Origin of the sequence: Dawidia cretensis (assembly GCF_018598175.1) — a bacterium.
In the GTDB taxonomy this organism is placed as follows: Bacteria; Bacteroidota; Bacteroidia; order Cytophagales; family Cyclobacteriaceae; genus Ohtaekwangia; species Ohtaekwangia cretensis.
Map to the genome: position 1 here is coordinate 1 of NZ_JAHESE010000109.1, position 584 is coordinate 584.

The 584-nt window shown below is 42.5% G+C and carries 2 protein-coding genes; both read right to left on the reverse strand.

Translation table 11 applies throughout. The features are described 5' to 3' along the window. A partial coding sequence (locus tag KK062_RS29940; protein WP_254088065.1) for a hypothetical protein occupies positions 1–221 on the reverse strand: 221 nt, incomplete at its 3' end. 174 nt (positions 222–395) lie between these two features. Next, positions 396–584, reverse strand: a 189-nt coding sequence (locus KK062_RS29945; RefSeq protein WP_254088066.1) for a hypothetical protein, incomplete at its 5' end; no start/stop codon positions are given.

Genomic DNA, 584 nt, shown 5'->3' on the forward strand with positions numbered 1-584 from the left:
GAATACGATACGGTCATATCCTCGTGACAGCTATACGTGTTGTGCAACAACGTATAATCCTCGCAAAGGATCTCGCGGAAGACCAGATTGCCATACGGCCCCGCGGCAACGACGGTGAGACCGTCTTCGTCACATTGTAACGGCTGAAGTAGCGCGCGGCCATGGCCGTGCACGGATACCTTCAACTGACTGTAGAAATAATCCCTGTTTTTTGAGTTCATACTTTACATATTCACAAAATTGCATTTATCGTTAAGAAGGTCTTGTATTTCTATGCCGTACATTCTTGTTACAATTCGCCTCCGGGGCGGTACAACAACTAACACACAATTGTACCTCTTAAAAGTCAACCTGTTTCCAGAACAGGGACAGTTGGTTGATGCTATGAAAGCACTTTAGTTAAGGTTGAAAATAGAAAAAGAATTTTTTTTAACCAATATCTTCGCTGCAATCAAAAGCATTTTAAAACGATTTGTCGGCTGTGTGAGAAAGGACATCAGCTGTTGCAACGTTACAATCGTGATGCCAGAGAAAAAAACAACAGAAAAAAATCGTACCAACGGGTGTGCCGACAAATCATGTAT